The sequence below is a fragment of the Clostridium sp. UBA7791 genome, from assembly GCF_002480755.1.
In the GTDB taxonomy this organism is placed as follows: domain Bacteria; phylum Bacillota; class Clostridia; order Clostridiales; family Clostridiaceae; genus Clostridium_J; species Clostridium_J sulfidigenes.
The window spans coordinates 33397-58662 of record NZ_DLCT01000001.1 but is presented as its reverse complement, the minus strand read 5'-3'; the positions used below and the strand labels follow the sequence as shown (position 1 = coordinate 58662).

22 protein-coding genes, 1 riboswitch and 2 other annotated features are annotated in these 25266 nt (G+C 30.3%); of the genes, 8 read left to right on the top strand and 14 right to left on the bottom strand.

Annotated features, from left to right (window positions below; translation table 11 throughout):
* Positions 1-139: 139 nt before the first annotated feature.
* Positions 140-3241, bottom strand: coding sequence for an isoleucine--tRNA ligase (ileS, locus tag B3Z56_RS00290; protein WP_346878026.1), 3102 nt, complete (start codon positions 3239-3241; stop codon positions 140-142).
* Between the two features lie 178 nt (positions 3242-3419).
* Positions 3420-3634, bottom strand: a binding site (T-box leader).
* A 263-nt stretch (positions 3635-3897) separates the two neighbouring features.
* Here ileS and B3Z56_RS00285 point away from each other — a divergent pair.
* The 4 genes from B3Z56_RS00285 to thiT all read left to right on the top strand — a co-directional run bounded on the left by B3Z56_RS00285 (position 3898) and on the right by thiT (position 7787).
* The gene (locus B3Z56_RS00285) at positions 3898-4530 is read left to right on the top strand and encodes an MBL fold metallo-hydrolase (protein ID WP_346877502.1); all 633 of its coding nucleotides are present in this window, start codon (positions 3898-3900) and stop codon (positions 4528-4530) included.
* A 152-nt stretch (positions 4531-4682) separates the two neighbouring features.
* The gene (locus B3Z56_RS00280; RefSeq protein ID WP_346846954.1) at positions 4683-6398 is read left to right on the top strand and encodes an SH3 domain-containing protein; all 1716 of its coding nucleotides are present in this window, start codon (positions 4683-4685) and stop codon (positions 6396-6398) included.
* Positions 6399-6598: 200 nt separating this feature from the next.
* Positions 6599-6799 (top strand): cold-shock protein, encoded by a 201-nt coding sequence (locus B3Z56_RS00275; RefSeq protein ID WP_346847425.1) that lies wholly within the window; start codon positions 6599-6601, stop codon positions 6797-6799.
* A gap of 139 nt (positions 6800-6938) precedes the next feature.
* Positions 6939-7034, top strand: a riboswitch (TPP riboswitch).
* Between the two features lie 111 nt (positions 7035-7145).
* Positions 7146-7787, top strand: coding sequence for an energy-coupled thiamine transporter ThiT (gene thiT / locus B3Z56_RS00270; RefSeq protein WP_346846953.1), 642 nt, complete (start codon positions 7146-7148; stop codon positions 7785-7787).
* Between the two features lie 79 nt (positions 7788-7866).
* On the opposite strand, the gene B3Z56_RS00265 is transcribed toward thiT, so the two are convergent.
* The 7 genes from B3Z56_RS00265 to B3Z56_RS00235 all read right to left on the bottom strand — a co-directional run bounded on the left by B3Z56_RS00265 (position 7867) and on the right by B3Z56_RS00235 (position 14849).
* Positions 7867-8673 carry a hypothetical protein gene (locus tag B3Z56_RS00265; protein WP_346878025.1) on the bottom strand — a complete coding sequence of 269 codons (807 nt, stop codon included), beginning with the start codon at positions 8671-8673 and terminating at the stop codon, positions 7867-7869.
* 93 nt (positions 8674-8766) lie between these two features.
* The gene (locus tag B3Z56_RS00260; protein ID WP_346846951.1) at positions 8767-9351 is read right to left on the bottom strand and encodes a hypothetical protein; all 585 of its coding nucleotides are present in this window, start codon (positions 9349-9351) and stop codon (positions 8767-8769) included.
* Between the two features lie 94 nt (positions 9352-9445).
* Positions 9446-10984 (bottom strand): hypothetical protein, encoded by a 1539-nt coding sequence (locus B3Z56_RS00255; RefSeq protein WP_346846950.1) that lies wholly within the window; start codon positions 10982-10984, stop codon positions 9446-9448.
* Between the two features lie 101 nt (positions 10985-11085).
* Positions 11086-11928, bottom strand: coding sequence for a 16S rRNA (adenine(1518)-N(6)/adenine(1519)-N(6))-dimethyltransferase RsmA (gene rsmA / locus B3Z56_RS00250; RefSeq protein ID WP_346846949.1), 843 nt, complete (start codon positions 11926-11928; stop codon positions 11086-11088).
* Position 11929: 1 nt separating this feature from the next.
* On the bottom strand, positions 11930-12472 hold the full coding sequence (rnmV, locus tag B3Z56_RS00245; RefSeq protein WP_035130849.1) for a ribonuclease M5: 543 nt from the start codon (positions 12470-12472) through the stop codon (positions 11930-11932).
* Positions 12473-12738: 266 nt separating this feature from the next.
* Positions 12739-13764 carry a 3D domain-containing protein gene (locus B3Z56_RS00240; RefSeq protein WP_346846948.1) on the bottom strand — a complete coding sequence of 342 codons (1026 nt, stop codon included), beginning with the start codon at positions 13762-13764 and terminating at the stop codon, positions 12739-12741.
* A gap of 320 nt (positions 13765-14084) precedes the next feature.
* Entirely contained in the window at positions 14085-14849 is a 765-nt protein-coding gene (locus tag B3Z56_RS00235) for a TatD family hydrolase (protein WP_346878024.1), read from the bottom strand.
* A 414-nt stretch (positions 14850-15263) separates the two neighbouring features.
* On the opposite strand from B3Z56_RS00235, the gene B3Z56_RS00230 reads away from it, so the two are divergent.
* Positions 15264-16031: a histidinol phosphate phosphatase gene (locus tag B3Z56_RS00230; RefSeq protein ID WP_346878023.1), complete on the top strand. Its 768-nt coding sequence runs from the start codon at positions 15264-15266 to the stop codon at positions 16029-16031.
* Positions 16032-16052: 21 nt separating this feature from the next.
* Here B3Z56_RS00230 and B3Z56_RS00225 read toward each other — a convergent pair whose 3' ends face one another.
* Together B3Z56_RS00225 and metG are read right to left on the bottom strand one after the other, a co-directional pair.
* Positions 16053-16301 carry a TIGR04076 family protein gene (locus tag B3Z56_RS00225; protein WP_346878022.1) on the bottom strand — a complete coding sequence of 83 codons (249 nt, stop codon included), beginning with the start codon at positions 16299-16301 and terminating at the stop codon, positions 16053-16055.
* A 76-nt stretch (positions 16302-16377) separates the two neighbouring features.
* On the bottom strand, positions 16378-18312 hold the full coding sequence (gene metG / locus B3Z56_RS00220; RefSeq protein WP_346878021.1) for a methionine--tRNA ligase: 1935 nt from the start codon (positions 18310-18312) through the stop codon (positions 16378-16380).
* Between the two features lie 84 nt (positions 18313-18396).
* Positions 18397-18645, bottom strand: a binding site (T-box leader).
* Between the two features lie 411 nt (positions 18646-19056).
* On the opposite strand from metG, the gene B3Z56_RS00215 reads away from it, so the two are divergent.
* A complete protein-coding gene (locus B3Z56_RS00215; protein ID WP_346878020.1) occupies positions 19057-20442 on the top strand; it encodes an MATE family efflux transporter in 1386 nt (461 codons plus the stop codon).
* Positions 20443-20762: 320 nt separating this feature from the next.
* Here the strand turns inward: B3Z56_RS00215 and B3Z56_RS00210 are convergent, their stop codons facing one another.
* Positions 20763-21296, bottom strand: a complete 534-nt coding sequence (locus tag B3Z56_RS00210; protein ID WP_346846942.1) for a spore maturation protein — start codon at positions 21294-21296, stop codon at positions 20763-20765.
* 14 nt (positions 21297-21310) lie between these two features.
* Entirely contained in the window at positions 21311-21886 is a 576-nt protein-coding gene (locus tag B3Z56_RS00205; RefSeq protein WP_346846941.1) for a nucleoside recognition domain-containing protein, read from the bottom strand.
* A 180-nt stretch (positions 21887-22066) separates the two neighbouring features.
* Between B3Z56_RS00205 and B3Z56_RS00200 the strand changes: the two genes are divergently transcribed.
* Together B3Z56_RS00200 and B3Z56_RS00195 are read left to right on the top strand one after the other, a co-directional pair.
* On the top strand, positions 22067-22270 hold the full coding sequence (locus B3Z56_RS00200; protein ID WP_035130841.1) for a hypothetical protein: 204 nt from the start codon (positions 22067-22069) through the stop codon (positions 22268-22270).
* A 78-nt stretch (positions 22271-22348) separates the two neighbouring features.
* Positions 22349-22534 (top strand): hypothetical protein, encoded by a 186-nt coding sequence (locus B3Z56_RS00195; RefSeq protein ID WP_035130839.1) that lies wholly within the window; start codon positions 22349-22351, stop codon positions 22532-22534.
* Positions 22535-22632: 98 nt separating this feature from the next.
* Here the strand turns inward: B3Z56_RS00195 and B3Z56_RS00190 are convergent, their stop codons facing one another.
* Both B3Z56_RS00190 and B3Z56_RS00185 read right to left on the bottom strand, forming a co-directional pair.
* Entirely contained in the window at positions 22633-24126 is a 1494-nt protein-coding gene (locus tag B3Z56_RS00190; RefSeq protein ID WP_346878019.1) for a leucyl aminopeptidase, read from the bottom strand.
* A gap of 86 nt (positions 24127-24212) precedes the next feature.
* Positions 24213-25088 (bottom strand): YitT family protein, encoded by an 876-nt coding sequence (locus tag B3Z56_RS00185; RefSeq protein WP_346846939.1) that lies wholly within the window; start codon positions 25086-25088, stop codon positions 24213-24215.
* Positions 25089-25266 lie beyond the last annotated feature (178 nt).

Here is a 25266-nt window from a genome sequence, read left to right as displayed (position 1 = left end):
TTATTCTGCATATTTTTTAATACATATATACCTTATTTATACTATAAAGTAAAGTATAATTATAAAGTTTAGATGGAGCAATCTATTATCATATTAACTCCATCTAAACTACTTAATATTTTAATTTAACATATTATTACTAAACTCTTTCTACATGTAACAATAACTTTTCACCATTAATTTTAACTTCATTTATAGCCTTATCACTATTATAGGCTACGGTTAATGCTAATGTATCTTTCTTTATTTGATTTTCAAACTTTCTTATTACATTCTCTAAGACTTCATTTCCAGCAAAGTATAAGTTTATCTTGTCTGAAACTTCAAATCCTGTTTCTTTTCTCATGTTTTGTATTTTGCTTAGAACTTCTCTTATGTGACCTTCTTCTCTAAGTTCTTCTGAAATATTTGTATCTAATACTACACCTATTTCACCTTCTCCAGCAAAAGCAAATCCTTCTAAGCCCTGCATTGTTACAAGTAGATTTTCTTTATTTAACTCTATTTCAGTTCCATCTACATTTATTGTAACCACATTACCATTATTTACTCTTTGTGCAAGATCCATTTGATTCATTGAGGCTATACCTTTTCTGATTCCTGGAATCATTTTTCCGTAAGCCTTTCCTAGTACTGGAAGATTAGGTTTTATTTCAAAGTTAACATATTTAGAAAGGTCTGATCCTAGTTCTACTTGTTTAATATTAAGCTCATCCTTAACTATGTCTCCATAATATTCTGGAAGTGAGTCTACAGATACAAGCATTTTTCCAAGTGGCTGTCTATTCTTAATATTAGCCCCATTTCTTGCACTTCTTCCAAGCTTAACTATCTTATACGCCTTATCCATTTCATCTTCTAATACCGCATCTACATCAGCTTTAACGTATTCTGGCCATTTACATAGGTGAACACTCTCTTCTGCATCCTTATCAAAAGCAACAACAAGATTTTGATATAACTCTTCAGTTATAAATGGTATAAACGGTGCAGCTATTTTAGAGAATGATACAAGTACTCTATATAAAGTCATGTAAGCACCTATCTTATCCTCTGTAAGCTCTTCACCCCAGAATCTTGCTCTGTTTCTTCTAACATACCAGTTAGATAATTCATCTACAAAATCTTCTAGTTCTTTAGCTCCTTGAGTTATTCTGTAGTTTTCTAAATGCTCATCTATATTTTTAACTAATGTATTCAGTTTAGACATCATCCATTTATCCATTACATTTTCTGATTTAAAATCTTTATAATCTATTGGATTAAAATTGTCTAATTCTGCATATAGAACATAGAATGAATACACATTCCATAGAGTTCCTATAAATTTTCTTTGAGCTTCTATAACAGCCTCTTCATAGAATCTTGATGGAAGCCATGGTGCACTACCAGTATAGAAATACCATCTTAAAGCATCTGCGCCTTCATTTTCAAGTACTGTAAATGGACTAAGTACATTTCCTTTATGTTTAGACATCTTAAGTCCATCTTTGTCTAAAACGTGTCCTAGTACTATACAATTTTCAAAAGGATTATTCTCAAACACAGTTGTAGAAATAGCAAGAAGTGTATAGAACCATCCTCTTGTTTGGTCTACAGCTTCAGAAATAAACTGTGCTGGGAAGTTTGCTTCAAATAGTTCTTTATTTTCAAAAGGATAGTGATATTGAGCAAATGGCATTGAACCTGAGTCAAACCAACAGTCTATAACTTCTTCAACCCTTGTCATTTCTTTTTGACAGTGTGGACAAGTAACCTTAACCCTATCAATATATGGCTTATGGAGCTCTATACCATCTGGTACACTTACACCTTTTTCCTTAAGTTCTTCAACACTTCCTATTAACTCCCTGTGTCCACATTCACATTCCCAAATTGGAAGTGGAGTACCCCAATATCTATTTCTAGAAATTCCCCAGTCAATTACATTCTCAAGGAATTTACCCATTCTACCTGTTTTTACATTGTCAGGCATCCAATTTATTTTATTATTATTTTGAATAAGTTGATCCCTTACTGAAGACATTCTTACAAACCAACTTTCTCTTGGATAATAAAGAAGTGGCGTATCGCATCTCCAGCAATGTGGATATGAGTGTGTAAACTTCTCACTTTTATAAAGAATATTATTTTCTTTTAAATAAGCTAAAATCTTCTCATCTGCTTTTTTTACAAATATTCCAGCCCAAGGAGTTACTGCTGGAACAAAGTTACCTTCCCCATCTACTAGATTAATCATAGGAAGACCATATTTCTTTCCTAATTGATTATCGTCATCTCCATAAGCAGGTGCTATATGAACTATTCCAGTACCATCTGTTAATGTTACAAAGTCTCCATGAACTATATAAAATGCTTTTTCTTCAGGCACTTCGAACTTAAACATTTGCTCATATTCTTTTCCAAGCAATGTTTCTCCTTTAAATTCAGATACTACTTCATATTCGCCTCGAAGTTTGTTTAAAAGAGTTCTTGAAAGAATTAGATATTCACCTTCATGTAAAACTTCTACATAATCATAAGATTTATTAACAGCAAGAGCAACGTTACTTGGTAATGTCCAAGGAGTTGTTGTCCATACTAATACATATTTGTCCTCATCTTTTAGTTTAAATTTTACATAAGCTGAGCTATCCTTTACATCTTTATATCCCTGTGCTACTTCGTGAGATGATAAGGTAGTTCCACATCTTGGGCAATAAGGCATTACTTTGTGTCCTTTATATAATAAATCCTTATTCCACATTTGCTTTAAAGCCCACCATACTGATTCTATATAATCATTGTGATAAGTTACATATGGATTTTCCATGTCAACCCAGTAACCAAGCCTTTCAGACATTTCTCTCCACATTTCAACGTAAGAGAATACACTATCTTTACATTGAGTAACAAATTCTTCTACTCCATACTTTTCAATCTCAGGTTTTCCTGAAATTCCAAGTTTCTTTTCAATTTCAAGTTCTACTGGAAGACCATGAGTATCCCATCCAGCTTTTCTTAAAACCTTATAACCTTTCATAACTTTATATCTTGGGATTATATCTTTCATAACTCTAGTTATAACGTGACCTATGTGTGGTTTACCATTAGCTGTTGGTGGACCATCATAGAACGTAAAATATTCACCTTCATCATTTAAGTCGAAGTTCTTTTGTATTACGTCTTTTTCTTCCCAAAGCTTTAACATATCTTTCTCAATGTCCATAAAAGACTTTGAGTTATCAATTTTCTTATACATATATTTTTCCTCCTTACATAGTTTATCTGTACCATTTCTGGTTAATCTCATGGAATCATTTAAATATTGTTAAGTAATTATAAGGTAAAATTAATTTAATAGTATCTAGCCTTAATTTTATCCATAGCATTAATTAATTAATCTCATATATCATGGATAAAAATTAAAACTCCGCCCTACTAAGGACGAAGTTACTTCGCTATACCACCTACAGTGTTAATAATTTCGGATACTAACATATCCTATTCCTTAACGCAGAAATACGGAAAAACTTACTAAATTTCAGTTCTCAGCTCCTAGGTGATCTTCCTCTAATTATTCACTATGGGTTTTCACCTACCCCCACTCTCTTTAAGCTACCTTTTAGAGTACTGTCCTATTCTCAGCTTTTATATGTACTATGTTGTAAATTAATTTTACATCTATTATATTATATAAAAATTTTAATGTAAAGGGCTTTATTTCTAATAACATACTAAAATATTATTTAATCTATTACAATTGCATCTACTCTTATTATTGTAGTCATCTTATTATTGTAGTCTTCTTATTAAATTAAAATGTTCTTTTTACATACTAAAGCATAAATTAAGCAAAGCTGTTAATAATTAAAATAGACTAAATAGTTAACTTTACTTAATTAGGAGGTACTAACTATGGTAATTACTTGGTTTGGACATTCTTGCTTTCTACTTGAAAATTCTCATGGAGAAAAGATACTTATGGATCCTTTTAATAAATGTTTAGGTGGAACGCCCTATAAAGGTTCTGTAGATATAGTTACCATCAGTCATGACCATTTTGATCATAACTATACGGATTTAATAAACCCTGGTGCAATTATTATAAACACACCTTGCTCATATGAAAGCTCTTCTATTAAAATTCAAGGCTTTCCATCTTATCATGACAATATAAAGGGAGCTAAACGCGGTGATAATATAATTTATTTAATAGAAACGGATAACTTAAAACTATGTCATTTAGGCGATCTTGGACATATGCTAACAGCTGAAGAATTAGATTTATTAGGTACTGTAGATATACTCTTCATCCCAGTAGGGAGTAATTTTACCATTGCTCCTGAAATTGCTGCCACTCTTTGCAATAAAATCCAAAGTAAATTAGTAATTCCAATGCATTATAAAGTTCCACATATAGATTTTCCTGTTCATGGAATAGAAAATTTCATATCTTTTATGAAAAATGCTGTGAATATAAAATCTCATACATTAACTATAAACCCACCTTTAGAAGGTGTAAATTTAGTTAAAATTTTTGAACTCTAATCTTAAAACTAGATTAGAGTTCTATTCAATTAAAAAAATATAAATGTATTTGATGTTATTTGTTGTTATATATCATTTTTTACCTTATAATTTAAGTAATAATATGAAATATATTCTATGGGGAAATATTATTGAGAAAGGACTGTTAATTAATGAATGATAAAGCATTGAAAGTTTTATGTACACTTGCAACGGGTACAGCCATTGCTACTTCTATGCAAGTTATAGCTATAGCTGATCCAGCTCAAACTTCGAATTCTTCATACAACTCTACAGTTACAGGAACTATAACTGCAGATGTATTAAATATAAGATCAAATCATAATACTAGTAGTAACATTATTGGTAAAATAAATTATAATACTAAAGTATCAATTCTAGAGATAGCAAATGGATGGTATAAAATTAAATATAATAACACTACTGGTTGGATTTCTGGAGAATATGTAAAGCTAGATAGTAATTCTAATACAGTACAAGCATCTAAAACTGGAATTGTTACTGCTACTGCCTTAAATGTTCGTTCTGCAGGTAATACTAGCAGTAGAATTATTGGATCTCTTTCTAAAAATGCCAAAGTGCAAATAATATCTACTAGCAATGGTTGGCATAAAATTAAATATAATAATACTACTGGTTTCGTTAGTGCTGAGTACATTAATACTTCTTCAAGTAATTCAAACTCAGGTAATGGTAATACTAATAATAACAATAGTAACTCTTCTGATAGTACCGTTAAATCTAATGGTATCGTTAATGCAGATGCTCTAAATGTTCGTTCTGGAGCAAGCACTAGTAATAAAATTATTGGTTCCCTTCGTAAAAATGCTACAGTACAAATAATATCTACTAGTAATGGTTGGCACAAAATTAAGTATAATAATGCTATTGGCTTTGTCAGCGCTGAATATATTACCATTTCTTCAAATAATTCTGGTAATAATAACTCAAGTAGCGGAAACAATAATTCCTCTAACAACAATACCGTTATATCTACAGGCATTGTTAAAGCAGATGCTTTAAATGTTCGTTCTGGTGCAAATACTAGCTCTAAGATAGTTGGTACTCTATATAAAAATTCTAAAGTTGAAATATTATCTACTAGTAACGGTTGGCACAAAATTAAATTTAAAAGTGGTACGGCCTTTGTAAGTTCAGAATTTATATCAAACAATAATAATACTGAAACTACTCCTGGTACCGTTACCCCACCTGAGACGACTCCACCTTCTCACACTGTGGAAGGTAAAGTTGCAATTGTTAATGCTGATGCTTTAAATGTTCGTTCTGGTGCTAGTACTAGTTATAGTATAGTTACTACAGTAAGATATGGTAGTAAGCTACCTATAATTTCTTATACTAATGGTTGGTATAATGTTAAGGTAGGTAATACTAATGGATATATTAGCGGTGACTATGTAACCATAGCTGATGAAAATCAATCATCAAATCCCATAGTAAAGGAAACTCCTCTTATACAAAGTAGTTATACTGGAGAAGATATAGTTGCTAAAGCTGAAGAATATCTTGGAGTTCCATACCTTTGGGGTGGATTTACCCCTGTAGGCTTTGATTGTTCTGGTCTTGTTCAATATGTGTACAAGCAACTAGGAATATGCCTAGAAAGATCTACATACTATCAAGTACATCAAGGTATCGTCGTTGATCGTAAGGATTTAAAACCTGGAGATTTAATTTTCTTTACTACTAACGATGATGATCCTAATGATATATCTCACGTAGGAATCTATAAAGGTAATGATTTATTTATCCAAGCTCCTCAACCTGGTGATTGCGTAAGAGTTTCTAATTTAAATTCTGCTTATTATAGTAATAGATATTATGTTGCTAAACGTATAATAAAATAGTATAAAAAGTTTCAAATTGAGAACACTATAGTTAATATCTAAGAAGTTAGATATGGTCAAATATTTTGAAAGGAGATTCCGTGCTTATCTTAATAATATTAAGATTTGATGCCCTCGAGTACACGACCAACAGGAGTAGCACCGCAAAACTGAGTATGTTGAAAAGGGTGCAACTATTTAAGTTGCTTAACGGAGATTATATGGAAGTAGGAACAGTAAAATGGTTTAATAGTGAAAAAGGGTTTGGATTTATATCTATGGAAGGTCATGAAGATGTATTTGTACATTTCTCTGCTGTAACGGGAGATGGCTATAAGGTCCTTGATGAAGGACAAAAAGTTCAATTTGAAATAGTTAGTGGGGATAGAGGCCCTCAAGCAGCAAATGTTACAAAATTATAGATATATATTTTAAAGAAATATGTATTATTCATCATTTTAGAGACACGATTTAAATTCGTGGTCTCTATTTTTATTCGGTTTATATAGGGCTCTATTGAACTATAAAACTATGTATGCTATTATGAAAATATAAAATAATATATTGTGCTAGGGGTGCTCCGGCTGAGAAATGATTTTTCATTACCCTTTACCTGACCTAGATAATGCTAGCGTAGGGAAGCGATTAATAAGCTTAAGTTAATGCTTAGTTATTTAGCCGTGTTCTTACGAACATGGCTTTTTTTCAGAGTATAACTTCTGCTTTAACATTAGTCCTTAGCACTACTTAATTTAAGGAGGACTCTTTATGAATATCTTAGAAAATATGAAAAATATTCTAGCTAGTTGGACAACTCTTGCCACCTTACTTGGTGTCCTAATTCTATTATGTGTGTTTATAAAAGTTAAACACATCAAGTTTACTTCTAGGTTAACAACTCATATAGCTTTAGCAGTTGCCATGTCGGTAATTCTTCAATTTTTCAAATTTTTTGAATTTCCTTTAGGTGGAAGTGCAACTCTTGCTAGTATGCTACCTATAATTATAATATCTTTAATTTATGGACCTACTATAGGAATGTTCACTGGCTTTGTGTATGGTATATTAAACTTCGTTATAGGACCTACATATATTCTTCACCCCATTCAAGTTCTTTTTGACTATACTCTGCCTTTTATGGCAATTGGACTTTCAGGATTTTTTAAGAAAAATAAATATTTAGCTATAATAGTTGCTTTCTTTGCACGATTTACATTCCATTACATAGCTGGAATAATTTTTTGGGGAAGTTATGCTGCTAAATATAACTTAACTCCAGCAGTATATTCACTAGTATATAATGGTACTTATATTCTTATAGATTGTATAATTTGCATAGCTGTATGCTCAGTTATAAATTTAAATAGTCTTACAAAAAGATTAGCTCCTTATACTAATAATTCTATATAAAATAATTTAAAAAGGATATAGCATGACGATCATTCAATCATCATGCTATATCCTTTTAATTACTATATTTATTTTACTTTTAGAAATCTTCCGGTTTTTCATCACTTATGCTAAACTTCCATTCTCCACGATCATAAACGTTACTTATATAATAGCTAGTAGAGGAAGCATTTTTAGTCTTTTCAAATGTAACAATACCTTTATATTTCTTAGATGTATATCCTTCTGTTTTTATATTCATAACTACATTAAAATCATCTCTGGTAACAGAGGTATCCATGAATGTTACTGATTTAAGTTTATTTACTTTCTTCTTAAATTCCTCAATCTCTGTGGATATTTGAAAACGTGCAGCCATATTATCACTAGATACATTAACTCCAACATTACCTGCATCTTTATTAGCGGATACGTACTTATCTATACAACTTAAAATAGAAGTATAATATACATACTCAAAGTCGATAGGTTTTCTTATATTTGCAAAGTTTTTTATGATATCATTATCAAGCCTCTTAGAAACAATATACTTATTATTATCATTATACAGATTTGCCCCATCCTTTTTGTCAAGTCCAGCTACATAATTAAAGGTCTTAAATTCTGTTGGGCTCTCATATATCTCCAGAGTATAGTCTGGGTCTAAAGTTGACTTTTCTTCAACAACACTTGCACTAGAAAGTATACTATATATATCATTTATTACATCTTTGTCAGTAACAGTAAACTTATAACTTTTATCTCTAGTACTCTGAATTGTAACCTTCATAATGTTCCTTTCTTGCATATAGTTAAAATCACTATTTCCCCTTATACCACAAGCGGAAATTAGTAATGATGATATTATTAATAATATAACTATGAAATTACTTTTTACTCTTCTCACCTTTGCCCTCCACTTGAAAAATTCTTAGAATTTTTCATTCTTTATCATATGTTTTATTATAATAGTTGTTATACATTAAATCAAATAACTCTTTTACTTTTCAAAGGAAAAAGTTTTAACTATATTTTCAAATACCACTTGTGTATTCTCTCTAGCTTTTTTATCACTAATTATAAATGTTATTCTAGCCACATAATCATCGTATGGAACATAATATTCATAGGTTCTTTTTACATTTTCTTTACTACTTTTTAAATCATACTTAATATAATCTAATTCTATATTATCTATCTTCACTTTTTCTTTTTTATAGTCTTTTATTCCCATACCCTCTACATCTGCTATGCACTTATCTATTGTTGCTTTAACACCTTCGCTGTTACTTATAAGCTCTATAGAACCATAAGTATTAGCATCATCTGAAACAAATTCATTTAAGTATACAATTTTATCATCTTTATTCTCTTTTATTGTAGTTAACCAGCTACTAGGCAACTTATATTTTATTTTACCATCTAGAATATCATATTGCTTAAATTCAACCATACTATTCTGAGTTAATGTAGCTGTTCTTAGACTTTCTTCAAAATATTTTCCAACTCCTAATATAACTATCATAAGCCCTGCTAGTATTATTGCTAATCCTAATTTTCTCATATTATCATCTACTAATTTCATATGTTACCCTCCCTTTATTAATATACTATGTCCCTTTTTCAAAAAATAGAATAAACTCCGAATAAAATTCGGAGTTTTAAATTCACATATTATCTTACCTCTTAACTGGTACAACCACAGTATTGCCTTTTATATCATAATACATTAACCAATGACCTGTTTTATCATTATCTTCATCTGGCATGAAAGTTACGAAACCAGTCTTTCCTTCATATGGTTGGTCTGCCAAATCTCTTGTGCCTGGTATTGCATATATAATATATTTTAAATTACCTTCATCATCACATTTATATCCAACCATGAAATTTCCATGTCGTGATATATAAGGATAATAGCAAATCATAGGGTAGAACACCACAGAATATTTATTGTAATCATAAACACAATACATATCCTCTAATTTTTTTACATGAGCTTTGTACCAAAAACAATTTTTAATATTCTCATTACTACCAATCTTTTCTAAGCCATAGATAACTTCTTTAAAAAATTTACCCATAGTTCCCATTGGATAATCCTTATCATTCCATTCACTTTTTTTATGTTTCTCAGGTTTGCAATCTTCACATTTTTTATCTATATCGTCATAATCATATGATTTTTTCACCTTACAATCATCATATTTATTCTTCTTTTTAGAGTGTTTTTTTCTATAATCTTTTAACCTTTCTATTTCTTTTTCATATTCTTCAAATATTCTATTCTCATCATCAATATAGTCTTCATCATTACTTTCTAATTGTTCATTTATTAGATCATTCTTTACTAAAGGTTCAATTTCTTCAACATCAATAATATCTACTTCATCACTTATATAATTTTCATCGCTCCTTGTATTAGACATTGGAGTAGGGGTGATTCCAGGTATATTGATATTAGGAATAGGAGTAGAAGTACTTCCAGGTATATTAGGAATAATTCCACCATATGGAGTATTAGTAATGTTTGTATTATCAGTTCCTATATTTTGTGGCATTCCTGTTTGTTGTTGAGTATTATCAGTTCCTGTATTTTGTGGTATTCCTGTTTGTTGCTGTATATTATTGGTGTTGTTTTGTATAATTCCAGCATTACTTTCTTGCTGCCCTAAATTTGTATTTTGAATTTGAGGCACTACTTTATTCATATTTCCATTATCTGATTTTGGAGTTTCTTTTACTGGTGTAGTTGTACTATTATTTTCTTTTACAGTATTACTATCACTCTTAGCTAGAGGATAGTTCTGCCAGTTTTTAAGCTCTTCCCCTCCAATAAACCCTACCATTACAGGCATAACTTTATCTGCACTTATCTTACCAATAGCTGCTCCTTGCACCTTGTTCATACCTATGTTTGTATTTACTAAATTATTGGCATCAAACTCATTGCTAACATCAGCTTTTCCGCCATCATCTATATTGATTCGACCAAGATTTATTAGTTCATTACCATTGTTTCCTTGAACTATTAAAATCATAAAGTATGGGCCCTTTTGCTTTTTAAGATTTTGAGCATAAAATGAGGCTTTTGCTTTATCATTTCTTACCTCTAACTTAGCGTAGCCTGAAGGTGTTTTATTGGAATCTAGTCCATATCCTTTTTGATCTTCTTGTAATATTATAAAAAATCTATTATAGCTTTTTCTAGACGGCATACTCTCTACCTCCATTTTTATTTATACATTATAATATATGACTATTATGTATAAAAAATGAAGGATATTCTTTATTTATTTTTATAAGAAAAAAGATTCGTCTATTTAAGGCGAATCTCGTATATCTTATTTGCTAAAGTAGCAAACTCTTCTATTGTTAGAGTTTCACCTCTTCTAGTTGGATTAATACCCGCATCTTCAAAAGCCTTTTCTTGCAGTTCCTTAGATAATCCTATAGCCTTCATACTATTCCATAGAGTTTTTCTTCTCATATTAAAAGACTGCCTTATTATATTAAAGAAAAGTTTTTCATCCTTCACTTCAACTCTAGGTTTATCTAATTTATCTAATCTAATAACTATAGAATCTACTTTAGGAGATGGTATAAAACAACTTGGAGGTACATTCCTTATAATTTTTGTATCACAATAATACTTTGCAAGTAGAGTAAATGCTCCATATTCTTTAGTACTTGGTTCTCCATTAATTCGTTCTGCAACTTCCTTTTGAATCATAATAGTTATAGATTTTATATCTAATTTATCATTTAAAAGATTTGCTATTATAGGCGTAGTTACATAATATGGTAAATTAGCTACTACCTTTACACTTTTTTCTTCACCTATTAGTTCTCTATAATTTACCTTTAAAGCATCTTTATTTATTAAACTAAAATTCTCATAACTAGATAACTCTGATTCCAAAATAGGTATTAATCTAGAATCTAACTCTATACTAGTAACTCTTTTAGCCCTTTTAAGTAACTCCCTAGTTAAAGTTCCAACACCTGGACCTATCTCTATTACGTAGTCATTCTCAGTTATATTTGCACCTTCTACAATATCCTCAAGCACTGTGTAATCAGTTAAAAAATTTTGTCCTAAACTTTTAGTAAACTTAAAATTATATTTTTCAACTAGTTCTTTTGTATTTAATTTATCCATACTAAATCTCCTTATCTACCTTCTTCATAGCTTCTACAAACTCATCCTTAGATATACCATAATTATTTAATCTAGTTAATAGCTGATTTGTATTACTATACCCTATTCCTAATTCTCTTCCAATAGCATCTCTTCTTTTTTTAGCATCTTTATCTGCTGTTAATCTAAAATAGTGCATATCTTGTATAGTAAACTCATGTCTAGGCTCTTTTAATTCACACTTTGCTCCATTTAAAGCCTTGATAATAGTTTCTGGTGAAGCATTTTCAACTCCTATATTATCACCTTTTCTTCCTTCACTTTGAGTTATATAAGCATGCTTAATATTAGGGACTCTTTTAGCTATAATTCTTCTTATTTTTTCTCCAGCAAAATCAGGGTCTGTTAAAACTATTACCCCTTGTCTCTTATTAGCCTCTTTTATTCTTTCAATAACTTTACTATTTATACCAAATCCACTAACTGATATTACTTCAGCATCAACAGCTCTTTTTACAGCTGTCACATCATCTCGTCCCTCTACCACTATTACTTCCTTAATCATAAAAGCCTCCGTCCTGCATTATGCTATATAAAATATTATGTAACCTTTATATAAAAATTATCCTATGACTACCTGCTCTAACCCCCCCATCTTCTTCAAAGTGGGAGTAAAGAGCAGCTACGTCCCTGGATAACGATTTCTAAAGCTTCGAAGAAGCTAAGAACTCTGTTTATATATTTCTTTGTATTTTAAAATTTCTCAATGTAATTATATCATAGCATATTTAATTTTAGGCATCTGAAATAAAAAAATAGGAGCCTATGCTCCTATTTTAAAATATAAACGTTAACCTGTCTTCTTCCCCAGTTAACAGCTTCATCATAGCTATTAACATACACATCAACCTTATTACCTACTATGGCTCCCCCTGTATCTTCTGCAATGGCAAGTCCATATCCTTCGATATAAAGTTTTGTTCCTAATGGAATTACTCTTGGATCTACAGCTACAGTGCTGTATCCATTTGGATTACGTCTAACAGTTGTACCTGTTGCTGTTATAGTACCTGAATCTCCCCTATCGGAAGTATATGCAGTTGATACACAAGATATCATACTTGAATATGCAAAGTCTTTTGCATTGCCACCACGTGATGGTCTTACAACAGCTAAGGTTCCTATATCTATTATCTTATTTATAGGATTTTTACTAACAACCTCTTTTACAACTCTTCTATTAACCTCTTTACCATTTTCATACACAACCTCTGTTGTGATAGTTCTCTCACCCATAGAGCCTTTTTGAACTTCTTTTTCTACTCCTTGGTTAAGTTCAGAGTTTTTTCTTGTTTCAGTTTCAAAAGCTATTGGTTGAACTTCTTTTAAAAGCTCCTTCTTTACTCTTGTAACCTCAACAGTCATACCTGCTTGTAGATTTTCATCCATAGACGGAACTATCTTGTCCTCTTGACTTATTTTAATATTCTCAGCTTCTAACATATCTTCTACTGTTTTCTCTGCTGATGCTATTGATAAGTTTTTTCCGTCTACCACTACTTCTACATCTACTGCCTTATTAATATAAATTATGTCACCATCATTAACTTCGCTGTCTAGTTCCACAGAAATTTTATCCTTCTGAGCAACTGTTATGCCGTTGTTCTCTAGTATAGTATTTAAATTTTTTGATAATGTAGTTATTTCTACTTTTTGACCATCAACTACTACTTCAACGGTATTCCTTAACCCCCAAATAGTAACTGCGGCACTTAATAGAATTAATACAACAACGAACACCGTCTTTGGCCAAATTGAAAAATTGCTTTTCAATTTATCTTTGAATTTAATCATCATAAAGATTACCTCCCTCAGACAAGAGTACTTTGCTATTATATATTAGATACCATAGTTATGTCAAATTTAGCACTCTAATCATTGAATTGACTGAACTTAATGCATACTATGCATAATAAAATAATAATTAAAATAATAGCTTTTCTGTGTTTTAGTTTCAGTCTTTCCGGGGTGATAAGTACAGGTTTATACTATACATATGCAAAAATAAGTTCATTTATTCTTTATATACATTTGACTTAAAAACTAATGAAATTTATATCTATAATTTAATATATCTAAAACTACACTTTCAAATTTATATTTCAAATTATACCTCACTAATTTAAATTAAACAAGCTTTTTGTGTTAAATATTGTAATTTCTTCAATTTGTTTTCTGCTTGTACCTTTAATGTTAGCTATTTCTTCTATGATAAACTTTATATAATTTGATTGATTTCTCTTTCCTCTATTTGGTGTTGGTGCCATATATGGACAATCAGTTTCTACCAATAACCTATCTAGGGGTAATTCCTTTACCACTTCTTTTATAACCTTAGAATTTTTAAAAGTAACTACTCCAGTAACCCCTATATAATATCCTAATTTTAAACATTCTTTAGAGAATTCTACACTTCCTGAAAAGCAGTGAACTACACCTATTACATCAGGAAATTCCTTTAATATTTCTAGGGTATCTCCATGGGCATCTCTATCATGAATTATAACAGGCAAATTAAATTCTTTAGCTACAGCCATTTGCTCTCTAAAAACTTTCTTTTGTACTTCTCTTGAAGGGTTTTCTTCCCAATAGTAGTCTAATCCTATTTCTCCTATTGCAACTATCTTCTTGTCCTTAGCCAAGCTACGTATTCTCTCTTTAACTTCATTCCTAAATTCATCAGCATTCTCTGGGTGGATTCCTGCAGCGGCATAAATGAAATCATAATCTTCAGCTAACTTTACAGACATTTCAAGACCCTTCAAGCTAGAACCACAATTTATTACGCCTATAACCTCTTTATCTTTTATCTCTTTTAAAATAACATCTCTGTCATCATCAAATTGTTCATCATCATAATGAGCATGTGAATCAAATATCATATTATCCCCGCTTTCATAAGTTAAATTTTTATCAATTCCATCTTTATCATTTAATTTATCATATATGGTAAATTAATCTTTGTCCATAGCTAAAATTCACTAATAAACAGAGTTCTTTACTTCAGAGGGAGTTTTTTACTCCCTTTGAAGGTTACTAACAGAATTCTAAGTATCAATTTATTTGATACTTAGAATTCATTGTCCTTTAGGGGAAATCGTTATCCAGGGACGTAGCAGCTCTTTATTCTCTCTTCAAAAAAGATGAGAGTATTAGAACTGGTAGTCATCGGATAAATATAAAAGCTAGTAAGGTATTTAGATTTTATCCAACATATGTAAACTTATTCATGATACCAAAGGAGTAAATTTCATACTGTGTTATAATTATATAGTAATATTTAAGGGGGTAATCTTATGATTTTTGATAGCCACATACATACTTGTTTTTCTACTGATTCTAACATGACGCTAACTGATGCTATTAATACAGCAGGTAAACACAACATAGGTTTAGTTATTACAGACCATATGGATTTAAATTATCCTAAGGAAGCTGGATTTCGTTTTAATGTAGATGATTATTTTAAAAAATACGGAGAATACAGAAGTAATAATCTATTATTAGGTATAGAAGTTGGAATGTCTCTAGATTATAAAGAAGATAATGAAAAGCTTATAAATTCCTATGGCTTTGATCAGGTTATAGGTTCTCAGCATACAATAAGCAATATTGATATTGGATACTGGGATATTTATGAAGGCTTATCCTATAGAGAAGTTCTAATTAAGTACTTTCAAGAAATTTGTGACTGTATAAAAACTCATCCTTACATAGATACTTTAGGTCATATAGATTATATATCCAGATACGCACCTGTAAGTGATAGTGAGATTTACTATGATAAATATAATGATTTAATAGATAGTGTTATAAAAACTTGTATTGATACTAATACTGCTATGGAAATAAATACTCGTAGAATAAAAAGCAATGTAACCTTTGATAATCTAAAAAAAATCTATAGTAGATATAAAGAATTAGGAGGAAAGTATATAACTATTGGTTCTGATTCCCACAACCCTTCTGCTATTAATAACAATTTTAAAGAAGCTCTTTTATTATGCCATCTATGTAATGTTAAACCAATATATTTCAAAAATAGAAAGCCTGAATTTTTCTAAATACTCAGGCCTTCTATTTTTTTATTCTATAACTTCTCCCTTAACTTTCACCCTTCCTCCATCTGGACATAAAAGCTGAAACATCTTTCTACGTTCATCTCCAAAATCTAAATCTCCTCCATTAAGTAAAGTATATACACTTGGATAAATATTTTGCCACAATTCATGACAAATAGGAGGACAAATATCTTCCACTTCATATATGTCTCCTTTTTTATGATATCCACACCTACACTTACTTTCTAAAACAGTTATTCTTACCTTTCCCATATAATTCCCCCAATGATTTATTTCCCTTTAATTATATAATAAAAAAAGCTACATCCAAAGGATGTAACTTTTTTTATTATCGTACTATTGAACCTGATTCAATGTCACCTGGATCTACTACACATAATTTTGAATCATCATCTGTAGCTGCAGAAAGAATCATACCTTGAGATATTTCACCTCTTAAAGTTACAGGTTTAAGGTTAGCAACTAAGACTACGTTCTTTCCAATTAACTCTTCTGGCTTGCAGTGCATTGCAATACCTGATATAACTTGACGAATCTCTCCACCCATATCTACCTTAAATTTCAAAAGTTTTTTAGCTTTCTTAACTGGCTCACATTCTAAAACTTTAACTACTCTAAGGTCAATTTTTTCAAAATCATCTATAGTTATTTCTTCCTTTATTGGAGTTATTTCTCTTTTTTGTGCAGCTTTTTTAGCTGCTTCAGCGATTTCTTCAAGTTCTTTTATTTTAGCTTCCACATCTATTCTTGGGAATATTACAGCGCCCTTATTAACATTAGTTCCTGCAACAGTACCATCAAAAGAAGTCAAACTTTCCCATGTAAAATTAGAAATATTTAATTGCTCATTTATTTTGGCACTTGTTGTTGGTAAAAATGCTGAAGTTAAAGAAGATATTATTCTTAAACTTTCACATAAGTTATAAAGAACTGTAGCAAGTCTTCCTTTTAAGTTTTCATCCTTACCTAATATCCAAGGAGTTGTCTCATCGATGTACTTATTGGTTCTTCTAATTAATGTCCATATATGATCTAGTGCATCAGAAACTCTTAAATGCTCTATTTCAGCTTCAACCTTCTTAGGTACTTCTAATGCAACGGAAATTAACGCTTCATCGATAGCCTCCTTAACATCTGGAGCTGGAATTACTCCTCCAAAGTATTTCTCTACCATAGTTACAGTTCTTGAAACTAAATTTCCAAGGTCATTAGCTAAATCTGAATTAGTTTTCTTTATGAATATTTCATTATTGAAAAGTCCGTCAGAACCAAAAGGTATTTCATGTAGTAGGTAATATCTTACAGCATCTACTCCAAAGTGATCTACAAGTATCACTGGATCTACTACATTTCCTTTAGATTTAGACATTTTACCACCATCAACTAAAAGCCATCCATGACCAAATATTTGTTTTGGCAACTCTAATCCTAATGCCATTAACATAATTGGCCAATATATAGTATGGAATCTTAATATATCTTTTCCTATTAAGTGTACATCTGCTGGCCAGAACTTCTTATAAAGCTCCGTGTTTTCTTGGTTATAACCTAATGCAGTTATATAGTTTGAAAGAGCATCTATCCAAACATAAATTACATGACCATTATCAAACTCAACCGGTATTCCCCAATCAAAAGATGTTCTTGATACACATAAATCTTGTAATCCTGGTTTTAAGAAGTTATTTACCATTTCATTTTTTCTTGATTCTGGTTGTATAAAGTCTGGATGAGATTCTATATACTCTAAAAGTCTATCTGCATATTTAGACATTTTGAAGAAATATGCTTCTTCTTTTGCCTTTTCTACTGGTCTACCACAATCTGGGCATTTTCCATCTACTGCTTGAGTCTCTGTCCAGAAAGCTTCACAAGGTGTACAATACCAACCTTCATAAGAGCCTTTATATATATCTCCTTGTTCATATAGCTGATTGAATATTTTTTGTACAGAGCTTTTATGATAATCATCAGTAGTTCTAATAAATTTATCATAACTAATGTCCATAAGCTTCCAAAGATCTTTAATTCCAGATACTATTTCATCTATGTATTCTATTGGTTTAACGCCCTTGTCTTCAGCTATTCTTTGAAGCTTTTGACCATGTTCATCTGTTCCTGTTAAAAACATTACTTCATGACCTGTAAATCTTTTAAATCTCGCTATAGCATCAGCTGCCACAGTTGTATAAGTATTTCCTATATGAAGATTAGCTGATGGATAGTATATTGGTGTAGTAATATAAAATGGTTTCTTTGTCATATTTCTTCCTCCTAAAATTATTGTATTTTTATTATATCTTTTGGCTTTAAGTCTAAAAAAAATCTCTATGCAGAAATATTTCTACATAGAGACGTTATATACGTGTTACCACTCTAATTCATATCTACTTCACAGTAGACACCTCAATAAGTAACTTAGCCTTAGCCTTTATTACTTTGTCCTATAAGGGGGACTTCCCTATTTTCCTTGGTGACTACACTTCAGAAAATCTGCTCCAAGACCATGTTCCTAAACTTCTTTTTCGCTAGTTTTCACCTATTCTAGCTCTCTTTAGAAAATTTCATTTAGTACTCTTCTTTTCTTCGCATTAAATATCAATATTAATTAATATGATAATACTATAATTATTTTATGTCAACGGTATAATTAATATATTATGTTTATTAATATATTATTAAATAGTAGCAATATAATTATTCATAACTTCCCTTTAGATATATGTTTAATCACACCTTCAAAGGGTAGAATAGCCCTGAAACACGCATGAGCACAACAAATAGTTAACTATTTAACTAGCCTTATAGTTTTATATACAGTTATTTATATAGGTATATATTTATATAGTAATTTATTCACTTTTATGAATTTTTATACTTTATTTATTTTTATTTGTATTACATCTATTTTTTTTTGGAAATATGAATTATCATTATATATGTGCCATAATTTTCTTACATTATTATTAGGCAATTAAAAGGGTATTTTTTAAAAGGAGGTAGTTATATGGAATTATTAAAAAAGAACCTTTATTTAAATAAATCTACAGTAAAGGATGTACTTAAACTATCCTTACCAGCTGTAATAGAAATGTTATTATATACAATGATATGGACTGTTGATACTATGCTTATAGGTCAATATGGAGGGGATATTGCTGTTAGTACTGTAGGAATGTCTAGTGAAGTTATTTATACCTTTACTAATATTCTAGTTGCTCAAAGCTTATCTGTTGGAATCACTTCAATTGTAGCAAGAAGATACGGTGCTAAAGAATTAGATAAGGCTAATGAATATGCAACCTTAGGATTTTCTTTAGGATTCCTAGTAAGTATGGCTACTACACTATTTATATTCTTATTTAGTAAAAAATTGTTAGTTCTAGCTGGTGCTGAGCCAAGCATAATAGGATTAGGTACAACTTATATAAACATTGTATGTATTGGCTTGCCCTTTAATATGTTATCTAGTATGTTAAATGCTGTTAATAGATCCTATGGAAATACTAAAACTCCAATGATTGTTTCTATTGTTATGCTTGTAGTTAACCTTTCATTAGATACTATATTAATATTTGGTTTACTTGGTTTTCCAGAACTTGGAGTTAAGGGTGCCGCTATTGCTACAACTATAGCTAATATATCAGGATTTATTTATTCAGCTATATATACCTATAAAAAATCCCTAATAAAAATTGAATTTAAGTACTTAAAGAAATTCAGCGGTGCTAGAATAAAAAATATTACTTCTTTATCTGTACCTGCTGGAATGCAAGAAGCTGCCTATAGTTTAGCTAGACTTTTTACAAGTATGATGATTATGCATCTTGGTACCATCGCCTTTGCTGCTAACCAAATCACTTTAACCTTAGAATCTATTTCTTTTATGCCTGGGTGGGGATTTGCCGTTGCTGCTACAACTCTAGTTGGAAATAAAGTTGGTGAAGGCGACTATAAAAAAGCTAGAGAGTATGGTCGTACTGCTATGATTTTAGGAATAGGTGTAATGTGCATATTTACATTACTATTCTTAATATTCCCAGCACAACTTATTAAAATGTTTATAGATAGTAGTAATACAGAAGTTATTTCTCTTGGAGCAGCTTGTTTAATGATAGCTGCTGCAGAACAGCCTGCCATGGCACTATCGATGATTGTAGGTGGAATTTTCAAAGGTTATGGTGATACTAAAACTCCATTTGTTATAGCCTTCGTAACCTCTTGGTTTATAAGACTTCCACTAGTATTTATATTCATTTATTTACTAGGCACATCAATAACTGTGTTCTGGATTATATGTTTTGTTCAATGGTCTGTAGATGGACTTCTTCTTTATATATTCTATGTGAAGAAACTGAAGCCTATCAATAGTCATATAACAAAGCTAGACTAAAATATTGATAGCTATATATTAAAAACTGCCTAATAAAGTATGCTAATGCTCTTTATTAGGCAGTTTCATTTACTATTACTTTCTTAAGTAATCTCTTATATAATTTAATTCCTCTCTAGTGTAAAATTCTTTTTATTGTTGCAACTACAGCTCCTATTATAAAAAACAAGATAAGAAGATAAAAAAAATTCTCCATAAAAACATCCATAACTTTTTCTCCCATCTAGAATCTACTTATATATCATACTTTACAAAATATGTTATATATAGGCAAATTCTATACTTTTAATTAAACTCCTCCCCTGTATTAACAAATTTCTTTATCTCATTAACATTACTGCTAAATTAACTGCTAAGAGTACAGCACATAAATCAACTATTAGAGCTACCCATAAACTGTGTCTTACCTTCTTTATACCAACAGCTCCAAAATACACAGTAATAGTATAAAATATAGTTTCTGTACCACCCATTATTATAGATGATAGAAATCCTAAGAAAGAATCTGGTCCATAGCTTTTTACTATATCTGTGAAAACCCCAATTGCTCCACTACCTGATAGTGGTTTTATAAATATTAACGGAACGATTTCTGGAGGTATACCTACCACGTTAACAGCTGGCTTTATTAAGTTTATAACATAATCCATAGCCCCTGAAGCCCTAAAGCAATTTACTGCTATAAGCATAGCTAAAAGATAAGGGAAAATCCTTACACATACATTTATACCTTCCTTAGATCCTTCTACAAAACATTCATATACTTTTACCTTAGCAATAATGCCATATAGTACTACAGCACCTATAATTATTGGAATTATTCCCTTTAAAAAATAATCAAATATATTTCCCACGGCATTTTCCTCCTTTAAAAGTATCTTTGTAAAAACTTACATAAAATAATTCCAAGTATAGATGCAAAGGTTGTAGTACATAGTGCTGGTAGAATTATTGAACCTGGATTTCCAGAATTAAATGCAGCTCTAATAGAAACAACTGTAGTTGGCACAAATTGAATACAGGCTGCATTTAAAACTAGAAATAGTACCATATCGTTGCTTGCCACATCTTTATGCCCATTTATTCTATCCATTTCCTCCATAGCTCTTATACCAAAAGGAGTTGCTGCATTAGATAATCCAAACATATTAGCTGTAAGATTCATAACTATAGCTCCTAAAGCCTTATCATCTTTTCCTGCTTCTTTAAAGATTATTCTAAGTATAGGTTTTAACAATCTGGCTAATTTGTCTGTAAGGCCACTTCTCTCCGCAATTTTCATCACCCCACACCAAAGACACATCATTCCTAATAGCTCTATAATAAGCTTAACTGTATCTGATGTAGTTGATACTATGGTTTTAGATAAGAGCTCTCCATCTCCTGTAAGTACGCCAAAAGCTATACCTATAAATAAAATTCCGAACCATATTACATTTATCATACAAACTCTCCTATATCTTTAATAAATTAATATATATTTATATGTAATGTATATGTTCTTCCTTTAAACAATATTTAGCTTTTTTATTATATAGAAAATTCTATCCTCTATTTTATCATGCATAAAAACTGTCAATTTAGGAAAAACTATTAAAAATCATACTAGGAGGTATATTATGTTATGGATTTAAACGAAATAATAGAAATGAAAAATCAAAACCCTGGAGCTACTGGTTATTATAACAATAGAGAGTTATTCATTAGAAAAGTTTATGATAATTCTGGTCTTGTAGAAGTTGTTGATTTAGTTAATGGAGAAGTATACTCCCTTCATAGTAGCAAAATTGATAAGTCTTATACTAACTCCTATAATTCATTTCAATAAATTTATAGTTGAATTTAAATCTTCTCAATGATAACATTTAATGTATAGATTAAATAAAACAACTAAAGGAGATTTTTTATGAATGAAACTAATTTAAAGCAAGCGCAAAAAGAGATTGATGAAGCACTTTCTACTATTGAAAAACTAGAAGAAAATATTAAATTTAATTCTGTATCTGAGGATATGATAAAAGAAAACTTTATTTCTCTTGCTAAGAAAGTTCAAGAAATTGAATCTGTTCTTAAAAATGAAGGTATCTTATAATTAAATATTTACATAATGAAAGAGTATAACTTTATAAATTCAAAGTTATACTCTTTTATCATTAAAAAACCTGTGTTTCCACAGGTTTTTTATGTTTATTAATATTTTTTAGCAATTTCATATAATAATCTTGACCCTACTCCTGTTGCACCCTTTGAGAAATATTCTCTATTTGGTATCTGTGATGTGAAAGCTGTAGCTGCAATATCAAGGTGTAACCATGGCTTATCTTCTACAAATTCACCAATAAATAATCCTGCTGTAATTGCTCCTGCACCTACAGGGCCAGTTGAGTTAACTAAGTCTGCATTACCAGTTTTTATTTTTTCTTTATATTCATCAAAGGTTGGGAATCTCCAAACTCTTTCATCACAATGTAAAGAAGCTTCCTCTAAAAGTGAGTAGAATTCATCATCATTAGTTACAACTCCTGTAGCGGCACTTCCTATAGCACCACCTACAGCACCAGTAAGAGTAGCAATATCAACTACCTTAGTTACATTTTCTTTTCTTATTATATAAGTAACTGCATCTACTAAAGTTAATCTGCCTTCAGCATCTGTATTTATAATTTCTATGGTTTTACCATTCATAGTATTAATTATATCTCCAGGTCTATATGCATCTCCTGAAATTAAATTCTCACAAGCAGCCACTACAGCTACAATATTTTTCTTTAATCCCTTTCTTGCTATGGTAGACATGGCACCGATAACAGCACCTGCTCCCCCCATATCACTCTTCATAGTCCACATACTTCCTGCAGTTTTTAGGCAATATCCACCTGCATCAAAGGTTAATCCTTTACCTACAAGACCTAATATATTTTCTTTATTATCAGTATCACCCATGTATCTCATTACAATTAGCTTTGGTTCATTTGAAGAACCTTTGCCAACGGATAAAAATGATTCCATACCAAAGTTTTTAATTTCTTCTTTATTATATACTTCAACTTGGAATCCATGATCAAGACCTAATTGCTGAACTTTTTTAGATAATGCCTCTGGAGTTAAAATATTAGCAGGCTCATTTACAAGCTCTCTTGAAATTAAATTTCCTTCTGCAAGTAGTCTTCCTTCTTCTACAGCTTCATTTAATTTAGCTAAATCTTGGTCCTCATGAAATATAATTCTTACTTCTTCTAATAGCACTTCTTTTTTATCACTTTTATATTTATCAAAATTATAAGTAGTCATTATAATGGATTCAGTAATAGCTTTAACTTTTTCATAATTACAACAACAATCCATAGATTTCACATGTAAATCTAGAGTTTTTATTTTTTGTTTGATTACTTCCTTGATTAACTTAGAAGTATTATTTCTAACATTATCTACTTTACACTTAGCTTTTTCACCAAGACCTACAAGTATAGTTTTTTGTATAGACCCATCTTCTATATTAGTTAGTGTATATAAATCTCCTTTTTTGCCAGTGAACTCTTTACTTTCACTTAAGCAACTAAGGATATTATTTAATTTATCACATGGAAACCCTTGTTGTAGTTCCATATAACTTTCAAATAAAAATATACCTTTGGAATTATTATGTGATTGAACATTTTTTAAGTTCTCCACTTTTATATTCATTTTAATCACCTATCCTTTCAAAACTGAATATACATTCTATACTTAAATAGTTTCTATACTTATTTTCTAAATCCTTCTATAATGTTCTATTTTTCTTCTTTGTATCCATCATACTGTGGCTGAGTAAATCCCCTTCCTACTACTTCTCTTACATCATTTATTATTATAAAAGCTTCAGTGTCTACTTCTTTTACAATTCTTTGAAGCTCAATTAATTCTTCTGTAGAGCATACAATATACAATATATCTTTACTTTTTCCAGTATATACACCCTTACCATTTATGCTTGTTATTCCTCTATTTAAGTGCTTCATTAATTCTTGTGCTATTTCACCAGACTTTTCTGAGATTATATGTACTTCTTTAGAGTAATTTACACCCTCTACTAAGGTATTTACTACTTTAGAAACTATAAATATAGATATCAATGCATACATGGCTTTTTCTACGCCAAAAACAAATAAACCTACTACTATTATCATTCCATCTATGCACATCATTATTTGATTTATAGGTATTTTCTTCAAATAATGCTTTATAATTATTGCAAGTAAATCTGTACCTCCTGTTGATGCAGATGATCTTAATACTAATCCAACTCCAGCTCCTACAAAAAGGCCTCCAAATACACTTGATATTAATAAGTCAGATTGAACCGGCGGGATAAAACTAGTATACCAAAGGGCAACAGATACAAAAGCTGCTCCAAATATAGATTTTTTTGCAAAATCCATCCCTTTTATTTTTATTCCTACTATAAATAATGGTATATTTACAATTACATTAGTTAACCATAGTGGAATGCTAAATACATAATCTAATATAATAGCTAAACCTGATACTCCTCCGGTAACTAAATGTTGTGGTGAATAGTATACGTTTATTCCTATAGCCAGTATTGTTATACCAACCATTATCATTAGATAATTTTTAAGTTCACTTTTGTTAAAAAACTCCTTCATTTTGCCCTCCCGTTTATTTTATGTTATACTATATTATTTATGTTACACTAGTTTTATAGCATAGAATTATACATGTTGCAAACACTAATTTCAATTATACTTTTATTATTATAATAATTATATAGTTTTTATAGTTTTTTATATGTATTTTTTATATGTTATGCTAAAATTTAATTAT

Coding starts and splice junctions, on each gene's coding strand:
- ileS (WP_346878026.1), bottom strand. CDS start 3,241: ATGTATAAGAAAATTGATAACTCAAAGTCTTTTATGGACATTGAGAAA.
- B3Z56_RS00285 (WP_346877502.1), top strand. CDS start 3,898: ATGGTAATTACTTGGTTTGGACATTCTTGCTTTCTACTTGAAAATTCT.
- B3Z56_RS00280 (WP_346846954.1), top strand. CDS start 4,683: ATGAATGATAAAGCATTGAAAGTTTTATGTACACTTGCAACGGGTACA.
- B3Z56_RS00275 (WP_346847425.1), top strand. CDS start 6,599: ATGGAAGTAGGAACAGTAAAATGGTTTAATAGTGAAAAAGGGTTTGGA.
- thiT (WP_346846953.1), top strand. CDS start 7,146: ATGAATATCTTAGAAAATATGAAAAATATTCTAGCTAGTTGGACAACT.
- B3Z56_RS00260 (WP_346846951.1), bottom strand. CDS start 9,351: ATGAAATTAGTAGATGATAATATGAGAAAATTAGGATTAGCAATAATA.
- B3Z56_RS00255 (WP_346846950.1), bottom strand. CDS start 10,984: ATGCCGTCTAGAAAAAGCTATAATAGATTTTTTATAATATTACAAGAA.
- rsmA (WP_346846949.1), bottom strand. CDS start 11,928: ATGGATAAATTAAATACAAAAGAACTAGTTGAAAAATATAATTTTAAG.
- rnmV (WP_035130849.1), bottom strand. CDS start 12,472: ATGATTAAGGAAGTAATAGTGGTAGAGGGACGAGATGATGTGACAGCT.
- B3Z56_RS00240 (WP_346846948.1), bottom strand. CDS start 13,764: ATGATGATTAAATTCAAAGATAAATTGAAAAGCAATTTTTCAATTTGG.
- B3Z56_RS00235 (WP_346878024.1), bottom strand. CDS start 14,849: ATGATATTTGATTCACATGCTCATTATGATGATGAACAATTTGATGAT.
- B3Z56_RS00230 (WP_346878023.1), top strand. CDS start 15,264: ATGATTTTTGATAGCCACATACATACTTGTTTTTCTACTGATTCTAAC.
- B3Z56_RS00225 (WP_346878022.1), bottom strand. CDS start 16,301: ATGGGAAAGGTAAGAATAACTGTTTTAGAAAGTAAGTGTAGGTGTGGA.
- metG (WP_346878021.1), bottom strand. CDS start 18,312: ATGACAAAGAAACCATTTTATATTACTACACCAATATACTATCCATCA.
- B3Z56_RS00215 (WP_346878020.1), top strand. CDS start 19,057: ATGGAATTATTAAAAAAGAACCTTTATTTAAATAAATCTACAGTAAAG.
- B3Z56_RS00205 (WP_346846941.1), bottom strand. CDS start 21,886: ATGATAAATGTAATATGGTTCGGAATTTTATTTATAGGTATAGCTTTT.
- B3Z56_RS00200 (WP_035130841.1), top strand. CDS start 22,067: ATGGATTTAAACGAAATAATAGAAATGAAAAATCAAAACCCTGGAGCT.
- B3Z56_RS00195 (WP_035130839.1), top strand. CDS start 22,349: ATGAATGAAACTAATTTAAAGCAAGCGCAAAAAGAGATTGATGAAGCA.
- B3Z56_RS00190 (WP_346878019.1), bottom strand. CDS start 24,126: ATGAATATAAAAGTGGAGAACTTAAAAAATGTTCAATCACATAATAAT.
- B3Z56_RS00185 (WP_346846939.1), bottom strand. CDS start 25,088: ATGAAGGAGTTTTTTAACAAAAGTGAACTTAAAAATTATCTAATGATA.